The organism is Eionea flava, assembly GCF_055393785.1.
Genome location: NZ_AP036018.1, coordinates 2,495,510 through 2,514,223, shown reverse-complemented (window position 1 = coordinate 2,514,223; position 18,714 = coordinate 2,495,510). Strand labels below are relative to the sequence as shown.

Below are 18,714 nucleotides of genomic sequence, written 5' to 3'. Positions count from 1 at the left end.
GAAGGCACAAATAAAGGGTGTATAACCTTATGAAATACGTTGTAAATATGTCCCTATACACTCGTTATTTACACATCGATAGTACATAAAGCATGCTTTGTTTAATTCGTAAGTACAATTGTTAAAGAGTGAGAAGATGAAAGTTTATTTTATTGGTGCGGGCCCGGGTGATCCGGAGCTTATTACGATTAAAGCATTACATGCGATAAAAAAATGCCCGATTATTTTATATGCGGGCTCTTTAGTGCCGCGTGCTATTTTTGCTGATGTAGAAGAGACAGCAGCAAGTATTGTGGATACCGCAAGTATCAACCTTGATGAAATTATGATGTTAATTGATGATGCGCAAGCGAAGGGCTTGGATGTGGCGCGTGTACATTCGGGTGACCCTTCACTTTATGGTGCTATTGGTGAACAAATTCGCCGCCTAGAGCAGCGCGGTATCGATTATGAAATCATCCCCGGTGTGAGTGCTACCTCCGCATCTGCCGCATGGTTAGGTAAAGAGCTGACTTTATCGGGTGTATCGCAAACCATTATTATGACGCGCTATGAAGGCAAAACCCCTTTTCCTGAACGAGAACGTTTGCCCGCATTAGCGGCATCGGGCGCGACATTAGCCATTCATTTAGGTGTTACTCGTATTCATAAAATCGTTGAAGAATTGATTCCCTTCTACGGCGAGCACTGCCCTGTCGCGGTGTGTTATCGCACAGGCTGGCCTGATCAAGATAAAGTGGTCGGTACGTTAAGTGATATTGTGGCTAAAGTACGAGAGAAAAAATTTACACGTACTTCACTCATTTTAGTGGGGGCAGTGTTGGGAACGGATGAGTTTAGAGATTCGTATCTTTATGATGAAAACCAAGCGCACGTTTATCGTCCTAAAGTAAAGCCGAACGCTAAGCGAGATGCACATAGTAAAACAGCGCATCCCAGTTTAAAGTAGTACTGTTAACGCTATTTCGGTGGAAGCCGCAATAGCTTTAGTGTTTATGGCTTATTTTTCTCAATATATAATCACTAGGTTTATTGAGAGGCCTTATTCTGCTAACTTAAACCGGCTAGTTAATTTACCCAGTGTTTTGGCTTGGGCTGATAAGTGTTGTGTGTGTTCTTCTAAATCGTGACGGGTATTTTTTGTGCTTTCGCTTTGTTCACAAATAAGTTCTACCTGTGTCGATATTTCATTGGTATTTTGTGATATTTCTTCAACGGCAACCACTACTTGATCCATTTCTGAAGCAACCTGCTGTATAGAATTTTGCATCGATTCAAAAGACTCCATAGCATTATTGGAACTTTCTTGTCCGCGTGAGGCGAGCTTCATCCCTTTCTCCATTAATCCGCTCATTCTTTTAGATTCATCACTAAAGCTTTTGATTATTTCACCAATGTTACTCGTCGCCCCCACTGTTTTTTGAGCCAGTGCGCGTACCTCATCGGCTACTACCGAGAACCCTCGGCCAGCTTCGCCGGCTCTGGCCGATTCAATAGCCGCATTGAGTGCTAATAAATTTGTTTGATCGGCTAAGCCATTAATGACATCAATAATACCTAACATCTTGGAGCTAGACTTAGTAAGGTTGATCACTTCTTCATGTGTGGTTTCAATTAGGTCTGCAATATCCCCCATTGACTGAACGCTGCCGTTAATCACTTTTTCGACAGTATCCGCTTCTTTGGAAGCAGACTGAGCGATGCCACTGACTTCGACAGCACGCTTGGCGACATCATTAACGGCTAAAGAAATTTGCTGTGTGGCCACGGTTGATTGTTGAGTTTTTTGCTCGACCTCTTCACTGGTTACGCCCAATTGTTCAACAGCTTTTTTAAGCTGATAGCGAACTTCTAGTAGAGCTTCATTACCATCAACGACCTTAGAAATAACATTCGAAATATCACTGACCATATGGTTAGACGCACCACGTAGTTGCATAAATTCATCTTTGGTATTACTGCTAACATCAAGCTGCTCAGAAAAGTTACCCTCAGCCACTTGTTTAAGAAAAGCCTGCATATGTTTTAATTGAATATTGAGTTGTCTTGCGATGGCACCTAAGCTGAGTAAAGTAATAATCCCGCATATAAAAGCAGCAATCATCATGATGTTTTTTGCCGTTTCTTGTGCGCTGTTTGCATTGTTAATTAGCTTTGTAACGACTGTTTCGTCTAAAAATTTATTTTGCTCACTAATTCTTTGATTCAGTTGAGAGGAAATTTCTGCAATGGGTGCTGTAATTTCATTATCTTTGTTGACTAAAGCTCGAACAATTTCAAAGTCTTCTCGATACTGCTTAATAAATTTACCGGTATCGATTTCTTGCCAGTCCATAGAGATAACAATTTGCTCTAGTTCATTAACAAATTCATCAATAATGGTTTCTTGCTCGGCCTGTTGGCTGACCAAATATTCTTTTTGAGCATCGATGATGCCGTTAATGGGTTTGTTGATCATAGAGAAAGAGACTTTTTTCATATTGGCAGCAGAAGTACTAATTTTGCTCTTCATGCCATCGTTAGAGGTAAAGCCAAGCTTTGATCGGTTTTCTGCCCAGTTTTCTCTAATCGTAAAATATTTCTCCGATAAAATAACAATTTTTTCTGAAGCAGAAATTAGTCCTTGATATCCTAGAGCCTGTGCTTTATCACGCATAATGCTAGCATTGCCTGATAATGTTGCTACATCACCCAAGAATGATTCTGCGGTGTCAGCGCTGAGAGTTTGAACTTTGGATTCAACGACTAAAAAGTCATTGGCGAACGTTAGTGAGCGTTTTTGATAATCAATGGCATCACTTTGTACTTTAAAGCTGTTATTAACGCTATTTAATCCGCTGAATGCTGATCCGGCAACAACCACTAAACCAATAAGCGATATAGCAATAACGATAATAAGCTTTTGCTTCCATGAAAAATTAAATGGGCTGCGCCAGTTAATATTTGGTAGAACGTTGCGTAGTTTTTGTATGTTCATAGCATTTACTTTTTGCTTTCCAGACTTGTTAAGGAGTCACTATAGTTGTGTATGATTAATTACACGGCAATTAATAGCGGTTATTAATAAACCTAATACAAGTGTAGTCACAAAATAGGTGTGATCCACATTTCACGGAAAGCTATTCATAACGAAAAATTATTATGAAAGAGTTACTTATGGTTATAAATATTGTTTTTTTAGCGTATTAATTATTTTTTTAATGCAAGAAGCAGTAGTATTTTGCAAGTGAATGCTAAAAGTGTTGAATTTGGTAGGCTTTTTCGTTATTTTTTTACAAATGAGCTTTTTTCAACTGTCTGTTTTTTTTCATGAAAAAAACTAATGTTGTATTTTTTTATAAATTTATTTTTAGTATTTCCATGTGTTTTCGCAAATGAATTCATTGAGAGGGCGTTCATTTGCCCACTTTTCTTCTACTAGCATGGGCTTTTCATAGAATTGATCGACATGGCCGATGCATAAAATGGCAATAGGATGGCTATCGTTAGGCATGCTGAGCAAGTGTTTTAGAGTCTTAGGTTCAAATAATGATACCCAGCCCATGCCAATACCTTCAGCACGCGCAGTTAACCACATGTTTTGTATGGCACAAGACAGCGAGGCTAAATCCATTTCGGGTAGCGTACGTCGTCCAAAAATATGTTCTTCGCGCTTATCGGGTAGTGCGGCGATAACAATATCAGAGCATTGTAAAATCCCTTCCACTTTTAATCGCAAGAATTCATCTTTTTTTTCACCTAAGGCATTCGCAGTTAATTGCCTTTCAGTGTCGACAAGTTGGTGAATTTTTTTTCTTAATTCAAAGTTGGTGATGTGAATAAAACGCCACGGTTGCATTAAGCCAACACTGGGGGCGAGATGTGCAGCGGAAAGGATGGTGTTAAAACAGTCGCGATCAATCATTTCTTTGTTGAAATGGCGAATATCACGTCGCTCACGCATGACTTTGTTGATAGTCGCTTTTTCACTATCGCTATAGCTATGTGGTGATCGCATTATGATAACACTCCATGAATATTTAATAGGCTGTTTAATGATTGCGATAGCTTATTGGTTGCGAATGCATCATTTTTGGATATTCTTCCCACACGTAATATCGCATTGCTGCTATTGTCTTTTTTTGAAAAAAGTACGGGAGCTGTGTTGGTTATTTTTTCTGGTTGTTTATCAAATAAAACGACACGTGTTAGCACTCCGTGTTGTGCTAGGTGTTGGTTAATGGTCAGCGCTTTATCTGTAGACATAAAGTAACTGGAAAATAAGTCGCTATGTACAATTTTTTCACTTATTTGTGTTAATGGTTGGCAGTATTGTTGTGTATGCAAGGCATTATCGTTGATGATTTTTATCATGCGTTGCTGCCACGGGGTGTCGTTGAGTGCAGCAATCGCTAATGCCTGAGCGGGGCCATTGACTTGCCATATGCCAATAGCCTCTTGTAACGATTGAATTAATGATGAACAAGCAAAAACAAAGCCGAGACGAATGCCTGCTAAGCCAAAAAATTTTCCAAAAGAGCGTAATACAATAATATTACTGGGAAGTGATTCGGTGAGCACGCTATTTTCGGGAGTGCTATCAATAAAGGCTTCGTCAATAATTATATAGGCTGAGCGGTCTATTTTTTTTGCCCATTCGATTAGCTGTAATTTATTAAACACCACACCGCTAGGATTATTCGGATTAATAATAACAAGATGCTGTCGCTTATTTTTTTCGATGGATCTCTCAATAAACTCCGTAGAAATAGATAAGGTTTCAGCAGGATAGTTGATAATCGTTGAATGATTTTTTTGCCAATGTGAACGGTGTTCTTGATAACCAATATCGGGTATTAAAACAGGGTGATCGGTTAATAAATGCGGCAATGTTTGAATGGCTACTTGTGTACCCGCAACGGCGAGCAGTGAGTTTTTTAGCTGGTTTGGTAAATAATAGTTTTGTGCCGCCGTATAAAAATCATGGCTAATATAAGGCAGTCGACAATAGTCATTAATGTTTACACTATCGATAGGATAGTGTTCAGGATTAATGCCGGTCGACAAATCAACCCATTGATCAATAGGAATGTGGTAGCGCATAGATGCACTGACAATATCGCCGCCATGTAAGGGTAGGTCGCTTTCTTTCTTATTGTTCATAAAATATTGGGTTAACACTTTTTTGTTAAGGCAGTGAGTTGCTGCCTTTTAGTAATTGATAAATAGTCTCAATAGGTAATTCTGCTTCAACGGCATCTGCTAGCCGATTAATTTCTTGCTCTCTAAAGTCTTGGTAGCAAAATGTGGTATCGGTTTTTCCTCCACCCCAACGAATAATATGATTCAAGAAATCATCGCTATCAAATAAACCGTGTAAATAGCTGCCTATCACGGTGTTATCCGAGTTGCATGCACCATCCATAAACGGTTGCTTAGTGTCTTTTTCGATTAAAGAGAACAGCGGCGTTGCGGTTGATTCGCCGGTTGTGATGCCAGCATGAATTTCGTATCCGCTTACGGTCGTATTTTTTTCATTCTCAGACGCTGGGCATAAATATCCAGTGACGTTACGTAGCGTTTTATTGTCGAGTAGTGTTGTTTCTATATCCAGTAAGCCCAGCCCCTGTGTTGACCCTGCGGTTGATTCGATCGCGTCTGGATCATGTACCCAATGGCCTAGTATTTGGTAGCCACCACAAATGCCAATGACTTTCCAGCCTAAACGATGGTGACGTTGAATAATGGCTTCCCATCCGCTGTCTTTCAGCCATTGCAAATCACCGCGCACATTTTTACTACCCGGCAATACTAGAAGGTCTGCGCCAGAAAATTCCTTCGGATCTTTTAGTAATTGGCAAAAAATAGAGGGGTGATGAATGAGCGCATCGAAATCTGTATGGTTACTGGTGCGAGGATAAATGGGGACAACAACATGTAATTGTTCTTGGCTGTGTTGAGTCGATGTTGTTTTTTGGCTAATGCTATCTTCAGCTTCGATATGTAAATCATGCAAATAAGGAATGACCGCCAGTGTTGGTACGCCCGTTTTTTCTTGCAGCCAGTCTAAGCCCGGCGTGAGTAAATTTACATCGCCACGAAAACGGTTAATGATAAATCCCTTGACCCGTTTTTTTTCGCTATTACTGAGTAATGCATAGGTGCCATATAAGTGAGCAAATACACCGCCGCGATCAATATCAGCGACAATGATCACCGGACAGTCTATCGCCTCAGCAAATCCCATGTTGGCAATGTCATGCTCGCGTAAATTAATTTCGGCGGGGCTACCGGCACCTTCAATAATAATATATTGGTGTTTTTCACGTAACTGTTGGTGGGTGTCGATGACAGTGTTCAAAAGCTCAGGCTTATAACGGTGATATTCTTGAGCCTTCATATTGCCGATAGCCTTGCCGCGAATAATCACTTGTGCGCCCAGATCGCTATTGGGTTTTAGCAAAATAGGATTCATTAATATCGATGGGCTTAGGTAGCAGGCCTCTGCTTGTACTGCTTGCGCTCGGCCAATCTCACCACCATCGCTGGCTACCGCACTGTTCAGTGCCATATTTTGTGGTTTAAAGGGCGCAACCGATTGTTGATGCCTCGCTAAAATACGACAAATTGCGGTGACAATAATGCTTTTGCCCGCATCGGATGTTGTGCCTTGTACCATTAAGGAGAATGATTGTTTCATAGTGCTTACTGCGAAGGCGTCTCTTGTTGTGCATCGATATCTAGTAATAGATTTTGTAATTTTTCACCATAGCCGTTATCGTTTTCCCACAGGCCACGCTGTGTGGCTTCGAGCAAGCGTTCCGCCATTTCTTCAAGGGCGCTGGGGTTATTGGCTTCCATAAAGGCGCGGTTATCGGGATCGAAGACAAGGGCGTTTGCCACCTGCTCATATTGATAGTCGTCAATCATGTGAGTTGTGGCATCGTAGGCAAATAAATAATCCACGCTGGCGGCCATTTCAAAGGCACCTTTATAGCCGTGTTCACGCATGGCTTTAATCCATTTCGGGTTGAGCAGACGTGAGCGAATCACGCGATTTAGTTCTTCTTTTAGTGTACGAACAACGGGCTTGCTAGGGTTGGAATGATCGTTATGATAAACCGTTGGCGTTGTGCCTGATAGCGTTGTTACGGCGTTGGTCATGCCACCTTGAAATTGGTAATAGTCATCCGAGTCTAAAAGGTCATGTTCGCGGTTATCTTGATTGTGCGCAATCGTATCGATCTGCCGCAAGCGTTGTTCGAAGACGGCTTTGACTGCAACACCTTCGATGCCGCCACTGAGGCTATTCGGTGCGGATGGATGGTTGTCGGCATGTACATTGTGGTTAATCGAGCGGCCATAAGCATAACCCCCCCAGTTGATATAGGCTTCGGCTAAATCGTCAGCGTTTTCCCAGCAGCGCTCATCAATTAAGCCCTGCAAGCCTGCACCGTAAGCGCCGGGCTTGCTACCAAACACACGGTAGCTGGCATGACGTTGTGCGAGTGATGGCTCTGTTCCACCATCGATATAGTGTTGCTGATCTTTTTCAATATGTTGGCGAATGGTATTCGCTTGTGCCGGTTCGTCTAATTCGGCTAAGGCTAAAACAGCGGCATCAAATAGAGCGATCACATTGGGGAATGCATCACGGAAAAAACCGGACACGCGCAGTGTGACATCGACTCGCGGTCGGTTCATTAGCATGCTCGGCATAATTTCAAAATCGACAACTCTCTGGGAGCCTGCTGCCCATATCGGTTTAATCCCCATTAAGGCAAAAGCTTGTGCAATGTCGTCACCACCGGTACGCATGGTAGCGGTTCCCCATACGGATAAACCTAGCTGTTTGGGATAATCGCCATGTTCTTGTAGATGACGTTCAATGAGCGCCTGTGCTGATTGCTGTCCAATCGCCCATGCTGCAGGTGAAGGGATCGAGCGATTATCTACGGAGAAAAAATTACGTCCTGTTGGTAAGGTATCTAGACGTCCGCGTGTTGGTGCGCCGCTAGGGCCGGGGGGAATAAACTCTCCTTTTAAGCCATTAAGTAGAGCGCTGATTTCTTGCTCTGCACTTTTTTCTAAGGCAGATAATAATGTCGATTTTGCATAATCAAGCTGCAAAAAAGTAGTAGGAAGTGCCTGTGGCAGTGTTAATAGTAGCGCTTCAATCGTATCGGTGTCGTTAGTGTTGCCGGAGCTATCGGTATTAATGCTATGTGTATCGCCTAACACGTAATAACGAACACAGAGAGCGGCTAATATTTCCAAGCGTTCACGGGTGTCAGCACTGGTACGCCATGATTCACTCGATACGTTAGCCAGTAACGATGGTTTATCGCCAAGCCACGCGTCCACAGAGGCGGTTAATGGATCAAACAACTCACCGCTTTTATTAATCGATAAGGTCAGGTCGCGAACTAAGTTATGTAAAATTCCTTGGCTGTAGGCAGTCGAAACATGTTGTTGATGGATTTGTGAATTGACACTATCAGCCGTTGATGTACTGCGCGGTAAGCGCAATAAGGCAACCATCGTGTCTGTCAATTTTTCAGTATTAGGTAGCGCGCCGAGGATATGCAGGCCGTGACGAATTTGTGCTTCTTTAATATCGCATAAATAGGTATCAAGGCTGGATAAAACCGCTTGTTCATCATCTGCAGAGTTATCGGCTATGGGTAATTCTTCTCGCAGATGTGTATCGTTTACTAGGCGTAAAATTTCATTGCGTAGCCATTCTTCACGTCGCGTATCCATGCCTAAGGCTTGGTAATATTCATCAACTAAACCTTCGAGCTCGGCCATTGCGCCATAGGTGTCTGCGCGCGTCATGGGCGGCATAAGGTGATCGATAATAGCGGCGTGTGTGCGACGTTTTGCCTGTGCACCTTCACCGGGGTCATTCACGATAAAGGGATAAAAGTGTGGCATCGGCCCAAGTGCAATATCCGGCCAGCAGGTATCGGCCAGTGCGACGCCTTTGCCGGGTAGCCATTCTAGATTGCCATGTTTGCCCACATGTACAACCGCATCGACTTGATAGCAATGGCGTAACCAAAAATAAAAAGCGAGGTAACTATGGGGTGGGACGAGATCGGGGTCATGATAATTAGCGAGCAAATCTTGATTAAAACCACGAGCAGGCTGAATACCAATAAATGTTTCTCCAAGCCGAATACCCGCCAACATTATGCGCCCGTTACGATATTTAGGATCGCTCTCGGGGGTTCCCCAGCGCTCAACAACGGCTTGCTGGCAATCGTCAGGTAGTTTAGAAAAATAGTGTGCATAATCGCTAAGGCTCATGCTTTGCCAGCAAGGGCGCTGGTGCAGAGTATTGGGATTATTGGTTACTGCTCCCAGTAATTCGGTGATAAGTGCATTGCCATCGTTAGGGATATTGTCAATAGGGTAGCCGCTGGTTTTCAACGCATTAAGCAGAGCGATAGTTGAAGCCGGTGTGTCTAAGCCAACGCCGTTGCCAATGCGCCCATCTTTAGTGGGGTAGTTGGCTAAAATAAACGCGATGCGTTTTTCATTATTTTTTTTGGTGGCGAGCCTTGTGTAAGCCTGAGCCAGTTGTGCGACAAACTGTGCGCGTTCTTGATGCAGAGCATAACGTACGACTGAAATTTCACAGCGTTCAGAAAAATAAGCCTCGGCTTTAAAACTGATAGCGCGAGTAATAATGCGGCCATCCATTTCGGGTAATACAACTTGCATCGCAATGTCACGGCTGCGCAAACCTTGGCTATAAGAATGCCAGTCGTCGATCGTCGAGCTCGACAAAATGCATTGTAGTACGGGAATGTTACGATCAAAAGGAGAAGAAAATTGGCTGGGTTCTGATGATAAATCAGGGCTAGAAACGGTGTGACTCGCAAAACCGGTCGTGTTGATAATAAGGTGTGTTTGGCTGCGTGCTAACCAATCGTTAATAAGATTTAAGGATGCCGTATCTTTTAGCGAGTTAACCGCGATAGGTAGCGGACGTAAATTATATTCCGCCACCGTACTAATTAGCTTGTCAAACATAGTGGTGTTGGCTGACTGTAAATGACTTCGATAAAAAATGATGGCGCACACGGGGGTCGTGTTTTTTTCGGTTTGGTTTTCTTTAGGTTTGTCCCAATGATCCAGCCAATCATCGAATGTTAACCGCGGTGTGCTTTTTTTACTTGTGGGTATTGAAGAGCTTCGTGTTGAAGAACTTGGTATGGAAGTGCATGTCGTAGAAAATAGTTTGGTAGAAAAATAAAGGCTGCATCGTGGTAATGCACGAGGTTCTGCCCAATGATTTTCCCATTCATCCCCGGTTTTTATTAATTGGTCAGCTAAAAAATAGTAGAGGTGCTGAAGATTCGTTGTGCCGCCTTCACGTAAATATCGCCATACGTTAACTGATATATTTCTTTCGACCGTTGAGAGAGAAAATACTTGTTCGTCGGGTGTATCATCACCCGGGATAATAATAAGTTGGCGTTGGTGATCATGGTTTTTTTCTGTCGCCCACTGGCATAATTGCTCAACGCCATATTGCCAATAACTTTCACCGCCGAGCAGAGAAACAATGACGATTTTTGCATGATCAAGTACTTTGTCGCGATATAAATCTAGCGCGGCGGGCTTCAGTAATTGCATCCAATTGGCTAAGCGTACAGCAGGATAGTGAGGGGGCAGTGATTCAGCGACATTCGCTAAGCCTGCCAGCGTGCTATCGGCTGCCGATAAAAGAACAATGTCACCCGGGGATTGCCCAAGATCAATAATTCCTTCGTCGTCGGTAAACCCTCCGGGCTGTGCGGCTAATAAATGCAAAACAAATTTCCAGCGCTATGGCTATTTAGCATTTGTTACAGCACTAAGGGCCGGTAACAGTTCTGCGGTTATTATTTCTTTATTGATGGCTTTACCAATAAAAACCAGTTGTGTGTTACGCGCCTCGCCGCTTGCCCACGGTCGATCAAAGTGCGTATCAATACGTGTGCCAACCGCTTGTAAGACTTGTCGCATCGGTTTATTGGGAATGGCAATAAATCCTTTAGCGCGATAAATGCGGTATGTGTTGAGCAGGCGCTGCAAAATGGTTTGTAGTTTTTCACTATCCATCTCGCCTAAGGTGATCACAAACGAATCAAAATGGTCGTGTGCGTGATCATGATGTTCGCCGTGCGCATGGTGGTGATCATGATGATTGTGTACGTGCTCAATGCTATCTTCTGTAGCAGCCTCAATACCAATCAGCATATTTAGGGGGGCATCACCATGATTAATATAGGCGGTTTTTACACTGCTAGGTACTTTGTGTCCAATGATTGCATCAACCGTGCTGCGCTCACTGTCGGTGAGCAAATCATTTTTACTGACGACCACAAGGTCAGCGGCACTAAGCTGATCATCGAGTAGCTCTTGCAGGCTAGGATCATGATCTAAACTGTCGTCTTCTAAGCGTTGAGCCTGAACTTTATCGGTATCATGAGCAAATCGCCCGGCTGCAACAGCAGGGCCATCAATCACGGTAATAACTGCATCAACAGTACAGTGCTGTTTGATGTCGGGCCAATTAAAGGCTTGTACTAATGGTTTAGGTAAGGCGAGGCCGGAGGTTTCTATCAAAATGTGATCAATGTCATCGCGTCGCGCAACCAGTTCTTGCATGACAGGTAAAAACTCTTCTTCAACTGTGCAGCAAATGCAACCATTGGCGAGCTCATAAATGCCGTTGCTGTTATTATTTGCTGTGCTTGTTGCATCGCTGTCCTTATCGTCGTCTTCGCAGTCAAGAGGGCAGTTGCGTAATACATCGGCATCAATATCAAGTTCACCAAATTCATTAACAATAACGGCAATACGTTTGCCCTTAGCTTGCTTTAAGACATTAGATAGTAGCGTGGTTTTTCCGCTGCCTAAAAATCCAGTAACCACAGTGGCAGGTATTTTGTGTAATTGCATAACTATCTTCCTTCGATCATGGTGTGTTGTTGGTGATAGGCAGCGCTAACACTCTATCGGTGTCGCAACGCCATGTGCTTCGATGTTATATGCATAGAGGCACTTTAAATAAATGATGATTCGTTGGTGATAGGCAGGAGATAGCCGCTGTTTGTATGATTATTTTAGGCTTATATAAAATAATACATTATGTGTGAAAAATAGATGTAATAAACACATCTACTTGACGCAACGTCAACAAAGACTGCACGACTATAACCTTGATTGCACACCCCGACCATCAGGTTGTTCACGGTTATGGCAGGTCTACTGGCTTTAAGCTCAAATGCTAAAAAATACGGTTACTACCTTCCCAGACGTTCAAAAGTCCAGTGGTATTAACCAATAGCTTGCTTATTACAGTTGCGGGGACAGCTGCCAACGGGCATTCCCTATTAATCTCTTCGTTAATACATCACGAGAACCATAACCGAACGGCTATTGTAAATAAAATAGCCACAGAAGAGAATGCACTTAGGATGTATAATTGTTGCCCTACAAATAGTATTGATTAAAAGTGAGCGATGTATGTCTGAATTGACCAGTAATTATGAAGAAAACTATCACCTGTTTTTTGAAGAGGCGGTCAATACTGGCTGTGTGTGGGGCTTGCAGCATAGTGATGGTAGTTGGGCATTGTCAGCATCAGAGAAATACGCCGATGCAAGCGTGATGCCTTTTTGGTCACAGCCAGAGTTTGCTGCAGTACATGCGGGAGATGATTGGGCAGGACATGAGGCTGTGGCGATATCATTAGAAGAGTTTATGGATGATTGGCTAACAGGGATGCATAGCGATGTGGTACTTGTAGGCATTAATTGGAATGCTGAATTAGAAGGTGCAGAATACGAACCTTTAGATATCCTCCATGCTTTTGAAAGTGATTATTTGTCTTAGGCGTTTCTGGTTGCCTTAGGAATCTGAGGCTTACGCAAAAGTTTACTATTTTTTTACTACCCTTTTTGATTTTAAGGTGAATGAATTATGTCGCTTAGAGAGATACGTCGAATTTTTGTTAGTCGTAAACAGCTAATAAGCCCCAATATGTTAAGGATTGTTTTTTCGGGTGAAGATTTAGCTAGCTTTCCCGAAGACTTTGAGAGTGGGTATATTAAGTTACGATTTCTAATGAGTCAGAATGAAGTTTATCCAAGTGATAGTGGCGCGCTGGATGAAAAGGCGCGTGTGCGCTCTTACACTATTCGCCATTTTGATTTGGCTGTGCGAGAGCTAACGGTGGATTTTGCTTTACATGGCGATGAAGGCCCGGCCTCTTTTTGGGCGCAGCATTGTGCCATAGGTGATGAAATAACAATGGATGGCCCCGGTCCAGCCAAAATAATTTCTCATGATGCTGACTGGTTTTTTTTGGTGGGCGATATGACCGCTTTACCAGCGCTTAGTGTTAATCTTGAAAAATTGCCCGCGTCTGCAAAGGGGTATGTTGTCATCGAAGTGTTAAGTGAAGCTGATAAAATACTTCCATTGTTACCAAGCGGCATGCAGGTTCATTGGGTAATTAATTCTCATCCGTCATCTGATGAATGCTTGTTAGCTAACGCTGTTAAAGCGTTGCCGTGGCAACCGGGTAACGCTGCTGTTTGGGCGGCAACAGAGTTTGGCGTGATGAAGCAATTGAGAAAATATTTTAAGCACGAACAAGAGGTTGATAGTAAAAAGTTGTATATCAGTAGTTATTGGAAGTTAGGTGGAAGTGACGAAGAGCATAAAAAAGCAAAAAAAATGGATGCCGAAAAATAATAAAATCCGTACTTTTTATTACGGCGTACCTGTTAATTTTATAGTGTATAGGGTGATTTGTTCTAATCGTTAATAGGTGGTTGTCAGTAGCGGTATTAACACCAAAATATTACACAGTTATTTTGATTGGTAACAAATTTTCTTTGTAATGCAGCCAAGTTATAGCACAGTCATAATTTGTATTGAGAGATTTTAGTTGTGCTGCGGAAAGTAAGTGCCGCTTATGTGTCGATAAAAAATATAGGGTCTGTATTTTTTATTTGTCAAATGTACGCGAAAGTGCAACAGGTTGGTGCGTTTTGTGTTGTTTCTCTCGTTTTTGTTATATAACTACTTCCCAATATTCTTTAAAAGTATTAAAGAGTGATGCTGATTGTAATATTAAGTATTTTTTACTTGAAAGAGTGTGGTTTAACGTATTATCTTAACGTATGTAGAGATTGATCTTTTAAACTTTATTCATAGCTAAGGCGTCGTAAGATGGCTTAGTGAAGACTTAGAAAAACACGTCGTGCATTTTGCACCGTCATTCATACTCCGGAGAATGTTGTTTTTAATTCGTCAACATCACTATTATGATACAAAACAACGACATCTTAGCGCGAACATCTCACCTTTCTGTGCAAGCAGATTCTCATAAGCATGAGCATCACCAAATTATTATAGGTATTGCCGGTGAGGCAAAGTTTGAAATCGAAGGGTTGGGAGGAAAAGTCGATGGTTATTCCGGTTGTATTGTTCCTTCTAATGAAAAGCATAGCTTCTGTGGCGACGACGAGAATAATGTTTTTTTATTAGATGTCGGTAAAGATTTAATAGAAACCAATAGCTTGCATGGCGATAGTGATGACGATTTGCGTCGCTTATTCGATTCGAGGCGATATTTTTCGATAGATCAGCAAATGCATTTAATGCTGTTTTCGTTGGCGAATGAAATAAAAGCATATGGAGACGACCCCTCTTTTAAGCCACTCGTTGCGGAGTTGGTTCTTCGTAGTTTATCTAACCGTTTATCTGGCAGCTCATCAGCGGTGGAGCAGCGTATTCACGGTGACCGATTAGATCTTAATGTTATTCAACAGTATATTCATGCGCATATCGCAGAAAAAATTCAAGTGTCTGAGCTGGCTCAGGTATGTGATTTGAGCGCGAGTCATTTTTATCAAAAATTTCGTGACAAAACAGGTATATCGCCGCACCAATACCTTATTTTAGAGCGGATTAAAGTGGCTAAGTTTTTACTGGGCAATACGAATAAAAACTTGACCGACATTTGTTTTTCTCTAGGTTTTTCAAGTCAAAGCGCATTTACGAACACTTTTACTAAAAAGGTGGGCTGTTCTCCAAGCCAATATCGTAATAGCGTTAGATAGTGTGATTTTGCAAGTTTCATAACAAAAAGTTATTTGTGTTTTTCTCTTTTCGGCTGAACCCCTTTGTTTTCAGTGCTTTCGTCGATTTTGGCTTGAGTTATTGTCAACAGTAGGTGATCTCCCCTTCATATTTTTTTGCAATCAATGCATATTTTTATGCAATCTTCTTGGTGAATATTGGCTGATACTTCGCTCCTAACGAGTAGAGTGCAAAAATATGAAACCAGTAAATAATTTATCTTTCGTTGAAGATTGGATCAAGTTAGATCACGATCAACTCCTTCAAGAGCTGTCGAAAAATTACAGTATTGATGAAGAAACTTGGATGAAGCGACTTATTGCTATCGCGGATCCATCTTCTCAAGAGATGCTGGAAATTAATGCGACGGCTCGTCCTCTTATCGAACAGACACGTATGAGCAAAAAAGGTGCGCATGTCGTTGATAAGCTTCTGCAAGAATATAGCCTCAGCGACGACGATGGCATTACATTGATGTGTTTGTCTGAAGCATTACTTCGTGTTCCCGATGCGGCTACGCGTAATGCATTGATTAAAGATAAGCTGACAGCGGCTGACTGGAAAACGCATCTTGACGGTGATAACAGCTTGTTTGTTAATGCGTCTACTTGGGGCTTGTTGATTGCTGGTCGTTTCGTGAAAACAGGTAATGTTAATCACGGTGATGCATCAACTGGTCTGCAGAAGCTACTTTACAAGTGCGGTGCGCCGACCTTGCGTGGTGCAATGAAAGTGGCGATGCAAATTATTGGTGAGTATTTTGTTCTTGGACGCACCATACAAGAAGCTAGCAAGCGATCGATCCCTTTTTGTAAAGAAGGCTGTAAATATTCTTTTGATATGCTGGGTGAAGCTGCGCACACACGCGAAGATGCTAAACGTTATTTAGACAGCTATTTAGGCGCGCTAGATAATATTGCAAACAATGCCAAGTCTCGTCCTGAGACCGGCGAAGGCCACACCCTGTCGATTAAAATTTCCGCTCTGCATCCTCGTTATGAGGAATCTCATAAGCATGAGACATTGCCTGAATTAGTTGAAATAGTTAAAACCATTGTTAAGAAAGCTCGGTCTTACGATATCGGTATTACTATCGATGCGGAAGAGGCGGATCGCCTTGAGCTATCGCTTGAATTATTTAAGCAAGTGTATAACTCGAATGCTGCAAAAGGGTGGGGTAAGTTTGGTTTAGTTGTGCAGGCTTATTCTAAGCGTGCGTTGCATGTTTTGTGTTGGATTACTTCAACCTCTAAGGCTCAAGGTGATGAAATTCCTGTGCGTCTTGTTAAAGGTGCTTATTGGGATACGGAAATTAAACTTTGCCAGCAATTAGGTCTTGAAGGTTATCCCGTATTTACTCGCAAAGAGTCCACAGATACTTCTTATCTTGCCTGCGCGCGCTTCCTCTTATCTGATTATACGGTGGGCGCTATCTACCCTCAGTTTGCTAGTCATAATGCCCAGACTATTGGCAGTATCTTGGCTATGTCAGGTGATCGACAGTTTGAATTTCAACGCTTACACGGCATGGGTGAAGGGCTTTATGAGTCATTGATGAAGTCACATCCGCATGTTGGCGTGAGAATTTACGCCCCGGTGGGTAGCCATGAAGATCTCCTGCCTTATCTCGTTAGACGTTTGCTAGAAAATGGTGCCAACGGTTCGTTTGTGCATAAATTGCAAGACGCTACCGTGCCGGTTGATGAGTTGACTGTGCACCCAACCAAGCTATTAATGACTCGTTCCAGCATTGTGAATCCTCATATTCCTTTGCCGGGTAATATTTTTAACGACCGCGATAATTCAAAAGGGATTAATTTGCATATCGCTTCACAGAGAACGCCTTTAATGAACGCTATACAGAAATATAATGATACCCAGTGGTCGGCTAAACCTATTGTTGGTGCCGATGGTTCGGACGGTGGTTCGACACATTCAACTGAAGTTTTTAGCCCTTACGATAACACGCAAAAAGTCGGCTACATTATGCATGCTGATGAAAAAATGGCGGCTGATTCGTTGGTAACGGCGGTAGAGGCTTTTGATTCATGGTCGATGACTGATGTTGAAGAGCGTGCGGCTGCGTTAGATAAAACGGCTGCGTTGCTTGAAGATAATCGCGAAGAGTTGATCGCTTTGTGTATTCGCGAAGCGGGTAAAACCTTAGATGATTCTATTGATGAGATTCGTGAAGCCGTTGATTTTTGTCGTTATTACGCACAGCAAGCGCGAGATATGTTTAATAATCCTAAAGTGCTTCCAGGGCCTACGGGTGAGCTTAATGAGCTGCACTGTGAAGGTCGCGGTGTATTTGTTTGTATTAGCCCGTGGAACTTCCCGCTAGCGATCTTCACCGGTCAAGTAGTGGCAGCATTGTCAGTGGGTAACTCGGTAATCGCTAAGCCTGCAGAACAAACGAGCCTAATTGCTTACCGAGCTACGCAAATGATGCATGAAGCCGGTATTCCTAAAGGTGCCTTGCAATTGCTAACGGGTTCAGGCTCAAAGTTGGGTGGCGTATTGATGAAAAGCCCTGATGTTGCTGGTGTGGCTTTTACGGGCTCTACCCAAACAGGCCGCATCATTAACAAACAGTTAGCCAATCGTGAATCAGCTATCGCGACGCTTGTTGCTGAAACGGGTGGTTTGAATGCGATGTTAGTCGATTCAACCGCGTTACCTGAGCAGGTGGCGACTGATGTTATCCGCTCTGCCTTTAGTTCTGCGGGTCAGCGCTGTTCAGCATTACGTGTGCTCTATGTTCAGCAAGATATTGCTGATCGTGTTATCGAATTAATCAAAGGCTCTATTGATGAGCTAAACTTAGGTTTCCCCGGTGATTATGCAACAGATATGGGGCCGGTTATTGATGAAGGTGCGCAAAAAGACTTGCTATCTTATATTGAAGAAATGAAGTCTATTGCAAAGCAGTCTTACCAAGGAAAAATGCCAGAAGGCTTCGATAATGCGACGTTTGTTCCACCAACGTTGCTAGAAATCGATTCTATCAAGCAGTTGAAAGATGAAAAATTCGGTCCGATATTGCATGTGGCGCGTTTTGCTGCATCAGAAATGGATCAAGTTATACAAGACGTAAACAGTATGCAGTTCGGTTTGACGCTAGGTATCCATTCACGCAATAACACAACCTATAAATATATCGCGCGTCGAGCACGTGTAGGTAATGTGTATATTAATCGTGACCAAGTAGGCGCCGTTGTTGGGGTGAACCCATTCGGTGGCCGTGGTTTATCGGGTACTGGCCCTAAGGCGGGCGGACCGAATTATTTGACGCGTTTTATCACAGAAAAGACTATTTGCTTAAATACTGCTGCTATTGGTGGTAACGCGAGCTTACTCGCTCCTGAATCTCAAGGATCGTAGTAAAGATCATAGTTTTGAAAAAGTATTCGTAGATTCTTGCAAGTGCAAAACGGCGTCTTTGATAGACTAGGCCAGTCGCCGTTTTGAACATCTACGTGTAAATTGGCCGATTAAATAAATAGTGACTTGTTTTTTGAGTCGTCTATCGTTTAAGTTAAGCAGTACCCACATAAAATATACTAATAATTTTTATAACTAAAA

General features: G+C 42.6%; 11 protein-coding genes and 1 riboswitch. Of the genes, 5 read left to right on the top strand and 6 right to left on the bottom strand.

Features of this window, described 5'->3' with window-relative positions:
• Window positions 1-136: 136 nt before the first annotated feature.
• Window positions 137-949, top strand: a complete 813-nt coding sequence (gene cobM, locus ACZ5O6_RS10880; RefSeq protein ID WP_447091535.1) for a precorrin-4 C(11)-methyltransferase — start codon at window positions 137-139, stop codon at window positions 947-949.
• Between the two features lie 93 nt (window positions 950-1,042).
• On the opposite strand, the gene ACZ5O6_RS10875 is transcribed toward cobM, so the two are convergent.
• The 6 genes from ACZ5O6_RS10875 to cobW form a co-directional block, all read right to left on the bottom strand.
• The gene (locus ACZ5O6_RS10875) at window positions 1,043-2,977 is read right to left on the bottom strand and encodes a methyl-accepting chemotaxis protein (RefSeq protein ID WP_447091536.1); all 1,935 of its coding nucleotides are present in this window, start codon (window positions 2,975-2,977) and stop codon (window positions 1,043-1,045) included.
• A 372-nt stretch (window positions 2,978-3,349) separates the two neighbouring features.
• Window positions 3,350-3,997 carry a 5,6-dimethylbenzimidazole synthase gene (bluB, locus tag ACZ5O6_RS10870; protein ID WP_447091537.1) on the bottom strand — a complete coding sequence of 216 codons (648 nt, stop codon included), beginning with the start codon at window positions 3,995-3,997 and terminating at the stop codon, window positions 3,350-3,352.
• Window positions 3,997-5,142 carry an aminotransferase class I/II-fold pyridoxal phosphate-dependent enzyme gene (locus tag ACZ5O6_RS10865; protein WP_447091538.1) on the bottom strand — a complete coding sequence of 382 codons (1,146 nt, stop codon included), beginning with the start codon at window positions 5,140-5,142 and terminating at the stop codon, window positions 3,997-3,999. Before ACZ5O6_RS10865 ends, bluB begins: the two co-directional genes overlap by 1 nt.
• 25 nt (window positions 5,143-5,167) lie before the next feature.
• Entirely contained in the window at window positions 5,168-6,679 is a 1,512-nt protein-coding gene (locus tag ACZ5O6_RS10860; protein ID WP_447091539.1) for a cobyric acid synthase, read from the bottom strand.
• Window positions 6,680-6,684: 5 nt separating this feature from the next.
• A complete protein-coding gene (gene cobN / locus ACZ5O6_RS10855; protein ID WP_447091540.1) occupies window positions 6,685-10,803 on the bottom strand; it encodes a cobaltochelatase subunit CobN in 4,119 nt (1,372 codons plus the stop codon).
• Window positions 10,804-10,824: 21 nt separating this feature from the next.
• The gene (gene cobW / locus ACZ5O6_RS10850) at window positions 10,825-11,937 is read right to left on the bottom strand and encodes a cobalamin biosynthesis protein CobW (RefSeq protein ID WP_447091541.1); all 1,113 of its coding nucleotides are present in this window, start codon (window positions 11,935-11,937) and stop codon (window positions 10,825-10,827) included.
• A gap of 282 nt (window positions 11,938-12,219) precedes the next feature.
• Window positions 12,220-12,420, bottom strand: a riboswitch (cobalamin riboswitch).
• Window positions 12,421-12,504: 84 nt separating this feature from the next.
• Between cobW and ACZ5O6_RS10845 the strand changes: the two genes are divergently transcribed.
• From ACZ5O6_RS10845 to putA, 4 genes are all read left to right on the top strand, one after another.
• Window positions 12,505-12,873 carry a DUF2750 domain-containing protein gene (locus ACZ5O6_RS10845; protein ID WP_447091542.1) on the top strand — a complete coding sequence of 123 codons (369 nt, stop codon included), beginning with the start codon at window positions 12,505-12,507 and terminating at the stop codon, window positions 12,871-12,873.
• Window positions 12,874-12,960: 87 nt separating this feature from the next.
• Window positions 12,961-13,737, top strand: coding sequence for a siderophore-interacting protein (locus ACZ5O6_RS10840; RefSeq protein ID WP_447091543.1), 777 nt, complete (start codon window positions 12,961-12,963; stop codon window positions 13,735-13,737).
• A 575-nt stretch (window positions 13,738-14,312) separates the two neighbouring features.
• A complete protein-coding gene (locus tag ACZ5O6_RS10835) occupies window positions 14,313-15,110 on the top strand; it encodes a helix-turn-helix domain-containing protein (RefSeq protein ID WP_464283513.1) in 798 nt (265 codons plus the stop codon).
• 217 nt (window positions 15,111-15,327) lie between these two features.
• The gene (gene putA, locus ACZ5O6_RS10830) at window positions 15,328-18,513 is read left to right on the top strand and encodes a bifunctional proline dehydrogenase/L-glutamate gamma-semialdehyde dehydrogenase PutA (protein WP_447091545.1); all 3,186 of its coding nucleotides are present in this window, start codon (window positions 15,328-15,330) and stop codon (window positions 18,511-18,513) included.
• Window positions 18,514-18,714 lie beyond the last annotated feature (201 nt).

Coding starts and splice junctions, on each gene's coding strand:
- cobM (WP_447091535.1), top strand. CDS start 137: ATGAAAGTTTATTTTATTGGTGCGGGCCCGGGTGATCCGGAGCTTATT.
- ACZ5O6_RS10875 (WP_447091536.1), bottom strand. CDS start 2,977: ATGAACATACAAAAACTACGCAACGTTCTACCAAATATTAACTGGCGC.
- bluB (WP_447091537.1), bottom strand. CDS start 3,997: ATGCGATCACCACATAGCTATAGCGATAGTGAAAAAGCGACTATCAAC.
- ACZ5O6_RS10865 (WP_447091538.1), bottom strand. CDS start 5,142: ATGAACAATAAGAAAGAAAGCGACCTACCCTTACATGGCGGCGATATT.
- ACZ5O6_RS10860 (WP_447091539.1), bottom strand. CDS start 6,679: ATGAAACAATCATTCTCCTTAATGGTACAAGGCACAACATCCGATGCG.
- cobW (WP_447091541.1), bottom strand. CDS start 11,937: ATGCAATTACACAAAATACCTGCCACTGTGGTTACTGGATTTTTAGGC.
- ACZ5O6_RS10845 (WP_447091542.1), top strand. CDS start 12,505: ATGTCTGAATTGACCAGTAATTATGAAGAAAACTATCACCTGTTTTTT.
- ACZ5O6_RS10840 (WP_447091543.1), top strand. CDS start 12,961: ATGTCGCTTAGAGAGATACGTCGAATTTTTGTTAGTCGTAAACAGCTA.
- ACZ5O6_RS10835 (WP_464283513.1), top strand. CDS start 14,313: ATGATACAAAACAACGACATCTTAGCGCGAACATCTCACCTTTCTGTG.
- putA (WP_447091545.1), top strand. CDS start 15,328: ATGAAACCAGTAAATAATTTATCTTTCGTTGAAGATTGGATCAAGTTA.